At 46.9% G+C, this 14,197-nt stretch carries 10 protein-coding genes; 3 read left to right on the forward strand and 7 right to left on the reverse strand.

Annotated features, from left to right (window positions below; genetic code table 11):
• Positions 1–565: DUF4129 domain-containing protein (locus Q0R35_RS06495; RefSeq protein WP_295615278.1), on the forward strand; the 565-nt coding region annotated here is incomplete at its 5' end.
• 82 nt (positions 566–647) lie between these two features.
• Here Q0R35_RS06495 and Q0R35_RS06500 read toward each other — a convergent pair.
• Together Q0R35_RS06500 and Q0R35_RS06505 are read right to left on the reverse strand one after the other, a co-directional pair.
• Positions 648–791, reverse strand: a complete 144-nt coding sequence (locus tag Q0R35_RS06500; RefSeq protein ID WP_295615279.1) for a hypothetical protein — start codon at positions 789–791, stop codon at positions 648–650.
• A 173-nt stretch (positions 792–964) separates the two neighbouring features.
• Positions 965–2,194, reverse strand: a complete 1,230-nt coding sequence (locus Q0R35_RS06505) for a glutathione S-transferase family protein (protein ID WP_295615280.1) — start codon at positions 2,192–2,194, stop codon at positions 965–967.
• A gap of 126 nt (positions 2,195–2,320) precedes the next feature.
• Here Q0R35_RS06505 and Q0R35_RS06510 point away from each other — a divergent pair, with 126 nt between their 5' ends.
• Entirely contained in the window at positions 2,321–2,725 is a 405-nt protein-coding gene (locus Q0R35_RS06510; protein ID WP_295615281.1) for an NIL domain-containing protein, read from the forward strand.
• 143 nt (positions 2,726–2,868) lie between these two features.
• Here the strand turns inward: Q0R35_RS06510 and Q0R35_RS06515 are convergent, their stop codons facing one another.
• The 5 genes from Q0R35_RS06515 to Q0R35_RS06535 all read right to left on the reverse strand — a co-directional run bounded on the left by Q0R35_RS06515 (position 2,869) and on the right by Q0R35_RS06535 (position 12,595).
• A complete protein-coding gene (locus Q0R35_RS06515) occupies positions 2,869–4,665 on the reverse strand; it encodes a tetratricopeptide repeat protein (RefSeq protein WP_295615282.1) in 1,797 nt (598 codons plus the stop codon).
• 403 nt (positions 4,666–5,068) lie between these two features.
• The gene (locus Q0R35_RS06520) at positions 5,069–6,547 is read right to left on the reverse strand and encodes a tetratricopeptide repeat protein (RefSeq protein WP_295615283.1); all 1,479 of its coding nucleotides are present in this window, start codon (positions 6,545–6,547) and stop codon (positions 5,069–5,071) included.
• A gap of 380 nt (positions 6,548–6,927) precedes the next feature.
• Positions 6,928–7,776, reverse strand: coding sequence for an AAA family ATPase (locus tag Q0R35_RS06525; RefSeq protein ID WP_295615284.1), 849 nt, complete (start codon positions 7,774–7,776; stop codon positions 6,928–6,930).
• Positions 7,777–8,055: 279 nt separating this feature from the next.
• Positions 8,056–10,668: a DNA gyrase subunit A gene (gyrA, locus tag Q0R35_RS06530; RefSeq protein WP_295615285.1), complete on the reverse strand. Its 2,613-nt coding sequence runs from the start codon at positions 10,666–10,668 to the stop codon at positions 8,056–8,058.
• A gap of 295 nt (positions 10,669–10,963) precedes the next feature.
• Entirely contained in the window at positions 10,964–12,595 is a 1,632-nt protein-coding gene (locus Q0R35_RS06535; protein WP_295615286.1) for a glycosyltransferase family 39 protein, read from the reverse strand.
• A gap of 469 nt (positions 12,596–13,064) precedes the next feature.
• On the opposite strand from Q0R35_RS06535, the gene Q0R35_RS06540 reads away from it, so the two are divergent.
• Positions 13,065–14,197 (forward strand): DUF58 domain-containing protein (locus Q0R35_RS06540; RefSeq protein WP_295615287.1); only part of this gene is annotated, 1,133 nt, incomplete at its 3' end.

Raw genomic sequence — 14,197 nt, forward strand, 5'->3', positions numbered from 1 at the left:
TGGATGGTTTGCCTTCGATCCGATTCCAGGGCACCCCTTGACCCCGCCAGGTGCCGATGAAGACCAAACTTTTGGCGCACTCCAACAAATTTGGAACTGGGTAGCGAGTTGGCTACCATCGCCAGTCACTGCTTGGTTAGCCCAAGTTTGGTCGTTAACGCTCGGTTGGCTGGTTGTAGGCATTGCCTGGTTTTTTAGCCTGTTTTCTCAAGGCTGGCTGGGAATCTTTAGCGGTAGTGCGATCGCGATTACAATTGCTTTTTGCTGTTGGTGGGGATGGCAACAATTTACGATCTGGAAACACCGACAATGGTTGCGAAAGTTATCACCAGTCGAGCGAATTTATCAGCAAATGTTAGCTAGATTAAAAGAATCTGGTTTTCCCAAACATCCGGCTCAAACGCCGTTAGAATATGCTCGATCGATCCAAATTAATTGCTCTGTTTCAATTAGCAGCTTAGTTGTCGAAATTTCTCAAGCCTATACGGCATGGCGATATGGAGCCGAAGCCCAACGCCTCGATCGATTACAAGAGTTATTAATAACGCTGAAAAAAGCAAAGTAGGTAACGATCGCAGCTTGGGTTCTATAACGTCCGTTTCTTCTCTTGGAGAGGCTATGTCAACGGGGTAAAGATTTCCAATCGATTACTCCTTGCTTTGTTTGGGCACCGCATTCAAATCGATGAATGCTTGCTTCGCTCTACCACCGCCCTCAAATGAATTTGCGGATGCATTTTCGGACGGGTTCCCCGTCCATGAAAATGCACCAAGCAGGGGCTGATAGCTCAAGTTCGTTGAAACGAACTACCAAATTAATTAGTTCGTTTCAACGAACTTGAGCTATTAGCCCGAACTTATAGTTCAGGGCGGTGGTAGAACGAAGCAAATTGACTTTTACAATCCCTAACTCACGTTAAGTACTAAAACTATTCACTAAAACAATAGATTTATTGTCTTGAAAATTAAAGTGCAGAACGTGGGCTACTCGCAAAATCGATCGGACTTTGATCGCGACGATGATTGAAGGGAATCGGTGTACCTTGGGCATTGCCGACTAGTGCCGCAGTCTCTTCTAAAGCCGTTCTGAGCCGCTTGGCGGCATAGATTGACATATCGCGAGGCACATTAATTCGATCGCGGATATAGCGCAATGTAGCATCCGATCCTGGTGGTGGTATACACTGTCCTGCCATCATCATATTTGTCAACGCACAGCGGAGCGCGGTATCGACTAATTCATCCTCGGCGGGGTTGGCTCGAATCAGATTGGCATGATGCTTGATAGTTCGATACAAAGCCTCTCCACGCGCGGATTCGGGTTCGGGAAAAGTCGCATCTGGTAAACCATCCCAAGGGCCATTATCTACTTTAGCCTTATTGATTAGCATCTGCGGTGAGCCATTTTCCCAACAGCCGCCCATCTGCGGCGGTAAATCGTGGACGTGGGTATGAAAATCGCTTTGCGTCCCGCGATAGGTAGCGCGGCTTTCCATCGCATCGAACCATGCAGATAGGCGCGGATTGTCCTCGCGAAGCGAATAACCTTTGTAATAATACAAACTCGCGTTCATCCGTTCGACATAGGGTGTGAAAATGACATCAGCCGTGCCGAACTGCTCTAGGAAATAAGCTCCTGGCATACTACCCAATGCTGTTTCAACCATTGTTACTACATCGATAAATTGCTGGCGGTTCTGCTGCTCCTCACGATCGGATCTCGCAGGGCGACAGAGCCAATTACACCACGCCCGAAATAACAATCGCTCTAACTGGCGCAATTTAAACACACTAGGATCCGTCATCCCCAGACTCAACACCCCAAAAACTTTTTCTAAAGCTAGTAAAATATCATCACTTTCCGTGACGATTTTCCCGTCTAATTCGATCGCGGGTAGCATTCCCGATGGTACTTTGCGCTTGTACCAGCTCTCTTTCTCCCCATAACAAAACATCGTAACTTTTTCGATGCGATAGGGAATTTGTTTTTCTTCAAGCCACAGCCAAATCTTCTGACAATACGGACACCAAGCATGGTTGTCTCGATATAAAGTCACCCGCACCTCGGCTTCAGAGTGTCCGAATAGGCGCAATCTCGACTGCGAATTGGTCGCGCCATCGATCGGATCTACTGGTGTTATGCTGACATTAGGTAGGGCTGCTAGTTCTTGCCAGCTCAAAGGATCGATCGTCATTGGTGGAGATTAAATTAGATACAAGTGGCTACCCACTCTAATCTCTAGGATAACAGTTCCTTACTTCTTACTCCTTACTCCTTACTTCTTACTCCTTACTCCCATCTCCCATCTCCCCTCCCTATCGTGAAAAAACGGGTCACTCTCACCTTTCCCAAACGTGCGATTCAAATGCCAGTGGCATATAGACTGGCAAAAGATTTTAATATCGCGGCTAATATCATCCGCGCACAGGTAGCACCCAACCAAATCGGCAAATTAGTCGTAGAATTGGCTGGCGATATCGACGAACTCGATGCATCGATCGATTGGATGCGCTCTCAAGGCATTCAAGTTTCAACGGCGAATAAGGAAATCTTTGTCGATGAGGATGTCTGTGTCGATTGTGGGCTGTGTACGGGCGTATGTCCGACTGAGGCTCTCAATTTGGAGCCAGAGACGTTTAAGCTGAATTTTACCCGATCGCGTTGTATTGTCTGCGAGCAGTGTATCCCGACTTGTCCGGTGGGGGCGATTTCTACTAATCTTTAGGCTTCCTGCAAAGAGGCTACGTAACGTATTGAGGAGCGTGTCTAAGCTGCTGGCGATCTGCCGAGTGGTAGACGAAGAGATATGTAGGTTGGGTTTCATTCTTCAACCCAACCTACCCAGACTGGCGTTAATTATTTATTAATTTAAAGAGTTTTGGGATCGAGAGAGCAAGAATTTGATGAACTGGTGAGTTCTCCAGAAGCCATGCCTAAGTCTGCGATTTTAGATTGTAATAACTGGTGAAAACTGGGGTTATTAAAGCGTTTGGCGGATAATGCACCTAGAATTAGTACCGTCCGGGCTGCTTCTGATTGACCTAAATGATAGAGTGCTAAACCTTCGGCATAAAATCCCGTCTCATCACGATCGACCATTCGTTCTAGGCGGCGATCTTGAATCGATCGAGCGCGATTGAAATCTGCCATTGCCCGATTGAGATCGCCAAGTTCGTGGTAAACCAAACCGCGATGATACATTGCTGAAACATAGTTAGGAGCTAGTTCGATCGCGGTAGTAAAGTTTTTAATCGCGCTGTGTTGTAATCCAGATAAACTATCGACAACGCCGAGCAGGTAATTAGACCAAAAGCTAGTCTTATCTAGTGCTTTGACTCTCTGGCAATCGCGTTTAGTCCGGGGATAGTCATGCTGACGAAAATAAGTCCAGCTCCGCTGAATTAGGGCATTGAGATGCTGCGGATCGAGATCGATCGCGGAGTTATAATTTTTTAGGGCTAGTTCGAGATCGCCCAGTTCGGTGTAAATTAAGCCCCGCCGGAAATAAGCATTAATAAAGCGGGGATTTAACTCGATGGCGCGATCGTCATCTGCTAACGCCGCCGCGCGATCGCCCAAGCACCGATGTGCTTCTGCACGATCGTCGTAAACTGCGGCTTGAGGTTTGCGCTCGATCGTCAGGTTAAAATCTGCTAAGGCACCTGCAAAATCGCCCAGTTTTTGGCGAGTGCGTCCGCGCGCGTGATGGAATACGGGCTGTCCGGGCTGTAGTGCGATCGCTCGTTCGAGATCGGCTAATGCTTGTGGTAATTGTTCTAATCGTTCGTAACAAATTCCGCGATAGCAATAACCATTCGGATCTTGGGGATAATCGGCGATATGTGCGCTTAGACTGGCAAGAGCGAGTTGATAATGTTCGACTTTGACGAGCGCGACGGCATTCAACCACCGCGCTGACGCTCGATCGGGAGCGCGTTCGAGAATATACTTACAATCTGCTAAAACTTGATAATAATTTTTGAGAATCTTATTAACCAGAGCGCGTTGGTAATAATAATCTAGCTGTGTGGCATCGTATTGAATTGCTAAATCCCAAGCCGAAAGCGCGTTTTCATAATCTTGAATTTCGGATAATACTTCAGCGGTGCCACTGTGGGCGATCGCTAGTTGTGGACACCATTCGATCGCAATTTTATACGAAGATCTCGCCTGGGCGTAGTCTTTAGCCGCCAGCGATTTTTTACCGCGTTCGCAGTATTTGAGAGCCAAATCTTTGCCAGTCAATGAGGGAGCATTGATATCGATCGCTGCTGCTTTGGCTGGAGACTCGACCGGGGGGGATTGGACTTGGGATGGTGGTTGTGGTGGTTGCGGCGGTTTACGGGCAGGTGCTGGGGCATTTGGAGTAGGCTTGGCTGCTGTCTTAGCTCTAGCTGGCGGTGACGATCGAACGGCTGTCACGGGCTGCTCGTCCCAGGGATCTACTGCGGTAAGGGAAGCCAGTCGAGATCCGGGCTGCTGTAGTTCGCCGGATGAATCGCTCGACCACGGATCGTGCATTGCTGAGGAGTGAGTAATCGGCAAAGATTTAACTGAACTGACATCCACTGGCTTTGGTGCTTGGGTAGATATCCCTAAAATATCTGAGTAGTCATGCTGAGTGGCAAACTCTGGAGAGTTAGAAGGAGATGGAGATTGCGACATAGCCGGAGTGCCTCAGGAAATCAGTTTAAGTGTCATGTTGTCAGTTAAAATCTCAGCAATATTCGACCCCTCTATAGAATCGTCCCTTAAATACAGATGTTAATTATAAATTTTAGTTCTGATATTTAAATATCTACTGCTGCAAATAGACCTTTTTTTACTTAGTAAAATTTCATCACCAATCAAAAATTAATGAGAGTCATTTTTATGTATCATAACTAATTTCTTAGCGATCTGAATCAGTATTTTTACGAGTATCGATCGCTTACTAAGTACCTAGGCACAAATATTTATTAGATCTAAATCGCCTGAAACATATATGGTGAACTGGGCGGGTCACCCGCCCAGCAGCAGTGCCCACCCTACTATCCAAACCCACTAGTAGTTTATTAACTTGCAAGTCTTACATACCGAGAGCTTCGATCGTAAAAACGATCTGTCGATAAAAAACTGTATTTTTAAGTTTTTGGGCGACTAGTGCTGCTTGATGCAAAATAACTTTAGCCGTCTCTGGTTGTCCCATATGATATAAAGCTAAACCTTCGGCATACAATCCAGTTTCATCGCGCTTAGTCGAACAGTCAAAGCCTTGCGATTGAATTTCTTGAGCGATCTGAAAATCGCTCATTGCTTTGGCTTCGTTTTTAAGATCGTGTTGTAATAAGCCCCGATGATAAAGCGCACACACAAAGTTGGGTTGGGCATCCATGACTTTTGTCAAGCTATAAACTGCCTCTTGTTTAAAGCCCGATAATGACTGCACTACGCCTAATAAATAATTGGCAGGTACCGAATTGCGATCGAGCATCAGGATCGATTCGCAGTCAGTCATTACAGCCGGATACTCACCATGCCGAAAGTAAATCCAACTCCGCTGAACATAGGCTTTGAGATCTTGTGGATTGATTTGAATCAATCGATGATAGTCAGCTAAAGCCGCGTGCAGATTACCAACTTCAGTATTAATTACCCCGCGCTGATAATGGGCACTCACGAGCTGAGGATCGAAGCGAATTGCTTGATTGCACTGCATTAAGGCACGGGGATAATCACCGCGACTCATGTAAATATCGGCGCGGTTGGCATAAGCCTGCGCCATTTGCGGATCGATTTCAATCGCTCGATCGTAATCGAGTACGGCATTGGTAAAGTCGCCTAATTGTTGGTAAATTCGGCCGCGTCGTCGATACAGAATTGCCATATCTGCCTTGAGTTCGATCGCTCGATCTAGATCGACTAATGCTTGGGTGAGGTTTTCTAATCTTTCGTAACAAATGCCCCGATAATAATGGGCGTAAAAATCATCGGTGCGTAAATTGAGATATTGATTGAAATTAAAGATTGCGATCTGATAGTTGCCCATCTGAAAATGCGCGCGGGCATTCAACCATCGTGCCGAACTGTCACTAGGCTGACGTTCGAGCATAAATTTGCAGTCAGATAAAACACCCGCAGCATCACCAAGTTGTTTATTAACTAGTGCGCGACAATGAAAGAACTCTAAATTTTCTGGTTCGCGGAGAATCGCTCGATTGCAAGCAACTAGGGCGGCTGAATATTCGCCTAATTCATAATAAACTTGTGCTATTCCTCCATCGGCAATCGCGAGTGCGGGACTGAGCTTGAGTGCCGTGGTGTAGTCAGCTTTGGCTGCGTGATAATTTTTTAATTTTAGTAACGAGTTACCCCTAGCACAATAAGCCAAGACACAATTAGGATCGAGATCGATGGCTTGAGTATAAGACAAAACCGCCCGATCGTGTTCGCCCCTAAATGCCCGATCGTTACCCTGTTGGTAAAGTTTCTGGACTTGGGTATTGAGCTGATGCTTGGGTAGTTCTAGTGTCTGTGCAGATGTCAACTTAATGTGAGAGTCCGACATAAATGGTAGGTTGGTCGAGATTGCTTCAGCAGAATACAAGTTGTCACGGAGATTACCAGATCGACAGTCAATTTGTAAAGGCTGGCTAATTTGATGCAGTCGGGATATATTTGCCCCAGACAACTCCAGCTATGACTTTGGGCGCGGGTTCGGAACCCGATTGGCATTCGTCATCCCCGATCGGATGAAGATAGCTCTCACCTTGTGGCGATCGAAACCGATCTAGACAATACTGGGGTGTTTGCCTACTTATTGTTCCCCACTCTCGACAATTTATTGCGATCGCCAATCTAATTTCTGGACATTTACTATCTATTAACTAGTAGTTTTCTAGCTTACAACTAGTATGTATTATTGGTACGACAAATGCTAATTCAGTTCTAGAATTCATAGTCGGGATTGCCAACCTGAAAAACACTCAAACCAAGACTTCGCCACATCCGGCACACTTTTGGTCGATCGTCGATAACACCAATTACATTGTAGCGGTCGCGAATATGAAAGTAGTAAAGTTCTGATTTGAGAATATCGTCCGATCGCTGGTCGTTAACTGGGCGCATCAGTAAGTTTTTGTAGTTAATTTTGTGTTGTTTGAGCCAAGCAACTGTCAGATCGTAACAAACACTCGATCGACCGGATAACAGAATAATATCTGTATCTCGTCCCAATTTTTCGATCGTCGTCGCGACAACCAGGTTGAGGGCATCTTCATCTACCCGATCCCAAGCAAATGGCGATCGGGTATTGTTAATTGCTAGTGTGCCATCGATATCGACTAAATAACAGCTAGGCAGATGAGGATCGAAGGCTGGTGTTGAATCTGGCTTGTCTAGATAGTCGTAATACATCTGCTCGATCGCCTGTTGTCCGACTGAATTCGATCGCACTAAATCGCGACGGATACATTCAGCTAACGATACATCGGTAAAGTCTTTAACGATAAGTTCTGCTTGATGTTTGGCAGCTAATTCGGTTGCCCGATGTAGATGAACTGGGTTGAGGTTGGTATCAGACCAAATTACCGAATAGCTTTGCTCGAAATAATATTCTGTCAGCAAATCGCGGACTTTGATAATCCTTTTTTCGCGTTTATTGGTACCGCTCAGTTGCCATCTCAAATCGTCTTTACAGAGATTGGCTGTTTCGGGATGCTTTTGGATGTATTCTTTTGCCCAGGTTGTTTTGCCGCTGGCGGGTAAGCCTTTAGTGAGGATCAGTTTGAGTGACATGGTGCGGGGAATTGCGCTTATAACTGGAGATGTGTATACACAAGTCGGTTTGAGTTGATGCGTAGATCTAAATCCCCCAACCCCCGCATCCTTGGGGGCTAAGATCCGGATCTTAGTCCCCCTTGAAAAGGGGGATTTAGGGGGATTCCTAGGGTTTTCGCTTCTATCCAGACTTGTGTATAGAGGGTAGCCAAAGATTGGAGAGGGGATAAATATGTATATTATTAAATCCTCATTCCCAGTAGGGTGGCGATCCACCCTCTGGATTTTAGATAAAAATTACACTTCTTCGCCTACTTCTTCGGCATCGACATCGACAGCATCACCATCAACATCGAGAACCTCTTCAATACTCGATGCAGGGACGATCGCGACTGCCATAATGGCATCATCATCATCTAGCTTCTGGACTCGGACTCCAGTTGCCATCCGCGATTGAGATGAAATTGCATCGATCGCCTGCCGAATAATAATCCCCCGATTGGTGACGATCATCATTTCCTCGTCGGGATTGACGACGCGCAGCGCGGCTAACTTATCGCCTTTTTTGCGGAATTTAATCGCTAGTACGCCCATCCCCGCCCGATTTTGGAGGCGGAATTGAGTGACGGGTACTCGTTTGCCCAACCCGCCAGTGGTGACGACTAGAATCCACGGCCCTTCGCCTGCGGGCACCGCGACATCTTCAGCTACGGTATCATCAATATCATCGACACCGGGATCTTCGCTGGCTGCCACCATTTGGGCGATGACTTGGCTGGGTAAAATATCCATACTAATCAGCTCGTCGCCTTTCTTGAGCGACATCGATTTTACACCACGAGTGGCGCGTCCCAATGGTCGGAGCTGATCGCGATCGGTGCGGAAATGAATGGTCATCCCGTTGCGGGTACCGATAATCGCACTGTCGCTTTCTTTGGCGCGACGTACCCACCGTAAGCTGTCACCATCTTCGAGCGAGATGGCGATCAGACCATTGGCACGGACGCTGGAGAATGCCGAGAGAGCCGTCTTTTTGATAAAGCCCTTTTGCGTGAGCATAATTAGGTATTCATCATCCAGGAATTCGCTCACGGGTACCACTGAGGTGATCTTTTCTTCGCGGGGAATCGGTAGCATTTGGACGATCGGAATCCCTCGTGCCGTTCGCGATGAGACGGGAATTTGGTAGGCTTTGACGGTATAAACTACCCCGCGATCGCTAAATAGTAGAATTGTATCGTGGTCGCAACAGGTTAAGAAATGCTCGATCGCATCTTCTTCTTTCATCCCGGTGCCTTTTTTACCTCGCGTGGCGCGGCTTTGCGTCTCGAAGGTACTAACGGGCATCCGTTTGATATAACCCTGCTCGGTGACCAGAATTAGCGACTTTTCATTGGCAATTAGGTCGGTATCTTCTAAGTCGCCTTGTCCGTGTTCGATGAGGGTACGGCGCGGTGTGGCAAAGGTGGTTTTAATTTCGGCGATTTCGATTTGGATGATGTCCAAAATCCGTTCCCGCCGCGCGAGGATATCGAGTAAATCGGTAATTTTGATGGTGAGTTCGTCATGCTCTAAGCGAATTTTGTCCGCTTCTAGTGCGGTGAGTCGCCGCAGTTGCATCTGGAGAATCGCATCGGATTGAAATTCGGTTAATTGGAACCGCTCGATCATTTCCTGTTTGGCAGTAGCTGAGTCCGCAGCCGCCCGAATTAGCCGAATTACAGCATCTAGGTTCGCCAGGGCTATTAATAAACCTTCTAACAGGTGATCGCGCTCTTGGGCTTTCCGCAATTCGTAGCGGGTACGGCGGGTAATTGACTCGATGCGGAAGTCGAGGAAGACGGTGAGGAATTTTTTGAGGCTGAGTAATTGGGGTTCGCCATTTACTAACGCCAGCATGTTGCAACCGAAGTTGGTTTGAATTGGCGTTTGTTTGTAGAGATTGTTCAGCACGACGCGGGGGTAAGCATCCCGCTTGAGTTCGATCACGATCCGCATCCCATCACGATCGCTTTCATCCCGAATATCCGAAATTCCCTCTAACTTATGGTCGTTAACCATTTCGGCGATCCGTTCGATTAAGGCAGCCTTATTCGTTTGGAAGGGTAATTCAGTAATAATAATCGCTTCGCGATCGGGTCTGCCTTTATATTCTAATGTTTCAATATTAGCCACCCCACGCATGACGATCGAACCGCGTCCGGTTGAGTAAGCTTCTTTAATCGGGGTTGTACCTAAAATCTGCGCTCCGGTAGGGAAATCAGGGCCAGGAATATATTGCATTAATTCCATATCCGTAATCTCAGGATTATGAATTAAAGCCACTACCCCATCGATCAATTCGCCCAAATTATGGGGGGGAATATTTGTCGCCATTCCCACCGCAATTCCTGAAGAGCCATTGAGCAACAACTGAGGAATCCGTGCTGGTAGTACAGTTGGTTCCTGTTGCGAACCATCGAAGTTATCGGCAAAATCTACCGTCTCCGCTTCGATGTCTCGCAAGACGGCATCCATCGTCAAGGCTTGCAAACGACACTCGGTATACCGCATCGCCGCTGGCGGATCGTTATCTACCGAACCAAAGTTACCGTGTCCGTTAATTAACGGATTCCGCATCGAAAAATCTTGCGCCATCCGTACCAGCGCGTCATACACTGCGGTATCGCCGTGAGGATGATATTTACCTAAAACTTCCCCGACGACCCGCGCACACTTTCTAAACGGTCTGTCGGCGGTTAAGCCCAATTCGTGCATCGCATACAAAATGCGGCGGTGGACTGGTTTTAAACCATCTCTGGCATCGGGCAACGCTCGTCCGACGATTACGCTCATGGCGTACTCTAAATAAGAGCGAGACATCTCAATTCTTAGATCTGTAGGGACGATCCGCTCTTGGGAAGTAGTCATGGAATGCTCCGTCCAGGTTGCTAATTTTACTGTTTCGTTAGTTCAATTTTATCACATTTAGGGGGGTACAGGGGGGCTGCCGATCGTGGCTGGAAGGCTTGGTATTTCGAGGAGTTGGGAGATGGGGGGATGGGGAGACGGGGAGACGGGGGGACGGGGAATGTGAATTAGTGAGTTGCCCAGATCTACCCACCCCGTCGCTGCGCGCCACCCCTCCAAGGAGGGGATTTTAATAGCCACTAATTTTTACAACCTAAAACCTAAAACCTAAAACCTAAAACCTAAAACCTAAAACCTAATTCCCATAAGGACGTGGAAATGGTTTGAGCATATTTTGGGCTTGATAGATGCTGAATGTTTCGACGATTTCACCGCCGCGACGAATGGGGATTTCGCCTAATTTAGTGACTTTTTGAAAATAGTTAGGATAAATTGTTTTGGCTTCTAAATCGACTTTAAAAGTTTTGCTACCTATATAAATGGCATTTTTACCGACCCATTGTTTGGGCTTCGACCAAAAAGCAAAACCTCTGAGATCGGACTCAAAGCAGGTGAGCGGCTTATGAAAAATTGGCTCGATCGCCATGCCAATTTGTCCGCCTAAGTAGTAGCGATTGGTAAATACAAAATCTGCTTTTTTTAAGGCTGCACTCAATTTACTGTTCTCGACAAATCCTCGACCTAATTGTTTGACATCGAAAAGTTGAATCGATGCATCTGTTTTAATTGGCAATAACCCATAAATAGAAGATTTACCTGGGGTCTGAAATGTCCCAAAAGCAATATGAGATAGGGCGATCGACATTAGTACGATCGCGATCGCTACTGAGCCAAAAAACCACCGATAGGGAATGCGCGAGTGTGCATACTTCCGACTAATCGCCACGCGCTCGGCGAGTAAAATTGTTGCCGACCAATATCCAGGCATTTTCCAAGCAGGTAAAACTTGTTGATAGCCAGATATCAGTGTAAAGCCTAGAATTAACGGCAAGGAAAACCACAAGATTAACGCTCTTTTTTCTAAATCCCATTCATCATTAAAAGCTCGATTGCGTGCAGATCCTTTCCAACTAAAATTCCTAATTTGTTGGACTGTTGCGCGAATCGTTGCCCATAAGAGTGGCAATCCAAAAGTAGGAAATAAATACAGCATTTCCACGCCTAGCGTCACGGCTAATCGATCGATCTGATAGCCACTATTAGGAACGGCACGTTCGGACTGGAAGCGGAATGAAACCCAATCGTGGACAACATTCCAATACAATACTGGCGATATTGTCAGGATAAAAACAGGAATGCCCAGTAGAAACCACCTAGATTTAAACGCGCGACGATAATTAGGACTAAATAAACAAAAGCCAATTAAACCAAATCCTAAAATAAAACCATGATATTTACCCAAACAAGCTAACCCGACCGTAAAACATAGCAAAGTTAGTCGAAAACTCGGTTGATATACTCGATAATCAAAAAATTCTTGAGTTGCAAGCCATAATGACATCGCCCAAAAAAATAGTAGCGGCGTATCGGGAATATTTAAGATTCCGAATGCAGTCTGAAAAATTGGAATTGCGGACGCGATCGCGAGAGTATTAATGGCAATTTGCAGCGTATATAAGCGCAACGCAGCTAGATATAGAAAGATTAACGAGCCAGTATAAATAAGTAAAGTCCCAATCCGAATCGTTAATTGCGATACTTCACCACCTGTCAACCAAATACCAAAATTTGTCGTCCAGGCAACTAGTGGAGGATGATCGAAATAACTCCAGTCGGGATGCAGCGTATAGAGATAATAATAGGCTTCGTCAAATCCGGGGTGGAGCCAACTGGCAATAACTAATCTGATGAAGAAGCCAGCCAGTAAAATAATTATCGCTGCTCGATGATAGTAAGCCGGAACACCTGGGTAACGTTGGATTGCCATGAAGACTTAGCACGGTTAACAGTTGATAGTTGGCAGTTGTAGCGGTATTGGTAAAGCTTAGATCGATTACCTCCGGTAGGCTACGCCAACGATTGAAAAGTTCGGTAAATTGAAATCGTACGTAGAGCACACAGATACAAATCTTACCGTGTTTATGCGGATTCCGATCGATTCTCCTGGGGATGGGGGACGAGAGTGGGGAGCTACGGTGTTTACACGAGTTTTCTGGACTTCGTTTTGAGATCTAAATCTCCCAAACTCCATTGGAAAGCTTGCTCAGATCCGGATCGCTCAAACCCTTGCAAAATCATCATGTACTTGAGATGAAATTCGTTGATTTGGCGTTGGCGTAGCCTATCGTAGATAATTGCCAAATCTGTGGGTAATGGATAGCTTTCTAGGGGGAATGTAGATCGATCGCTTGTAGCTGCAATCGATCGGGTGCAATTGGGTACTCTAACTAATATCAATGGCTGCGATCGTTCGCCGCACCATAATTCTCATGCTAAACCGTGCTACTAACTGGCTAGAACATCATTGGGCAACTCCCGCCTATGCGGGGTGGTTGCTAGCAATACTCACGATTTGCTTCTTCGGAGCGGCGACAAATACAATGGCTGGCTGGCTGTATGTATTGAGCGGTGTCGGCGTAGCTTTACTCGGCGTGGGTGCGATTCTACCCGCAAAATCTATTAAATCGATCGAGATCGATCGCGAGGCAATTTTACCAGTTACCGCAGGTGCCGATCTCGAAATTGCCCTGATTATTCGCAATCCCACCCCCCAGACTCAAACCTTATTCCAAATCCGCGATCTGAGTAGCATTAACGGTGCAAAACTGCCGCAAACCACGATCGAAAGCGTTTTACCTCAAACCGAACATCGATGGGTGTATCGACAGCCTACCGCACAAAGAGGGGTCTACCAGTGGGAAAAAGTTGCCCTACGAAGTGGCGCACCGATCGGACTATTTTGGTGCCAGCGATTTCGATCGGTACCTGCGATCGTCTATGTATATCCCCAAGTGCTGAAATTAGAACGGTGTCCCCTCATCGATGGTGTCGGCGTGCAAGATCGACAGATCGATCGGCAGTTTTCCAATCGTCACCTCGAAGCCGCCAGCGAAGGCATTACCCGCTCCTTGCGTCCTTATCGGTATGGCGATCCGATGCGAGCGATCCATTGGCGTACCAGCGCACGCTATGGCGAATTTCAGGTGCGCGAACTCGAAATCGATCGTGGCGGACAAGATGTGGTAATTTACCTCGATAGCAGTGCCAATTGGGAGCCAGCAGACTTCGAGCAGGCGGTAATTGCCGCTTGTACCCTGTACTTTTATGCCGATGTGCGCCTGAATGTCAAGCTCTGGACGGCAGGAACGGGGCTAATTTCCGGCGATCGACAGGTACTCGAAACCCTCGCCGCAGTCCAACCAAACGAACCATCGTCCCCCATGCCTACAAACGCCCTCGTGTGCCTCACCAACCAACCCCAACAGATCGCTACCCTTCCCCCAGGCAGTCGGTGGCTATTATGGTCTCACAACCAATTTAAGCCCGCATCTGAAGCCATCGGCATGACCATCGATCCCGATCGATCTTT

Origin of the sequence: Chamaesiphon sp. GL140_3_metabinner_50 (assembly GCF_025361915.1) — a bacterium.
Classification (GTDB): Bacteria; Cyanobacteriota; Cyanobacteriia; order Cyanobacteriales; family Chamaesiphonaceae; genus Chamaesiphon.

What these genes read in the sequence shown, in the direction of transcription:
- Q0R35_RS06525 (WP_295615284.1), bottom strand. Translation starts at nt 7,776, where the DNA reads ATGTCACTCAAACTGATCCTCACTAAAGGCTTACCCGCCAGCGGCAAA.
- Q0R35_RS06505 (WP_295615280.1), bottom strand. Translation starts at nt 2,194, where the DNA reads ATGACGATCGATCCTTTGAGCTGGCAAGAACTAGCAGCCCTACCTAAT.
- Q0R35_RS06515 (WP_295615282.1), bottom strand. Translation starts at nt 4,665, where the DNA reads ATGTCGCAATCTCCATCTCCTTCTAACTCTCCAGAGTTTGCCACTCAG.
- Q0R35_RS06535 (WP_295615286.1), bottom strand. Translation starts at nt 12,595, where the DNA reads ATGGCAATCCAACGTTACCCAGGTGTTCCGGCTTACTATCATCGAGCA.
- Q0R35_RS06520 (WP_295615283.1), bottom strand. Translation starts at nt 6,547, where the DNA reads ATGTCGGACTCTCACATTAAGTTGACATCTGCACAGACACTAGAACTA.
- gyrA (WP_295615285.1), bottom strand. Translation starts at nt 10,668, where the DNA reads ATGACTACTTCCCAAGAGCGGATCGTCCCTACAGATCTAAGAATTGAG.